Consider the following 310-nt stretch of genomic DNA (forward strand, 5'->3'; position numbering starts at 1 on the left):
ACTCTAATAATTCATTTATGTCAGAAGTTTGTAAGTTTACACCACTGCTATCTAGGACTAGAAAAGTAGGAAAGTCTGAAATGTTAAGATTATCTACGTGTTCTGAGTTTGATTGAAATAAATAATAACTGTGGATTTTATTAAGAGGCATGTTAGCTGCTGCCATTTCATAAACTTCATTTTCATTCCCTTCAGACGGGATGCTTTCAAAGAAAGCAACAACATTAAATTGATTATCTTCTGAAGGTTTTAATTCACTGATGGAATTAGTTCTCTTTACTTCGTCCGATTCTGTTACACAACCAACTAC

At 32.9% G+C, this 310-nt stretch carries 1 protein-coding gene; it reads right to left on the reverse strand.

The features are described from left to right. Nucleotides 1–310: hypothetical protein (locus AOA60_RS32630; protein WP_158235025.1), on the reverse strand; the 310-nt coding region annotated here is incomplete at both ends.

The sequence above is a fragment of the Pseudomonas sp. 2822-17 genome, from assembly GCF_002742485.1.
Lineage (GTDB): Bacteria > Pseudomonadota > Gammaproteobacteria > Pseudomonadales > Pseudomonadaceae > Aquipseudomonas > Aquipseudomonas cyclaminis.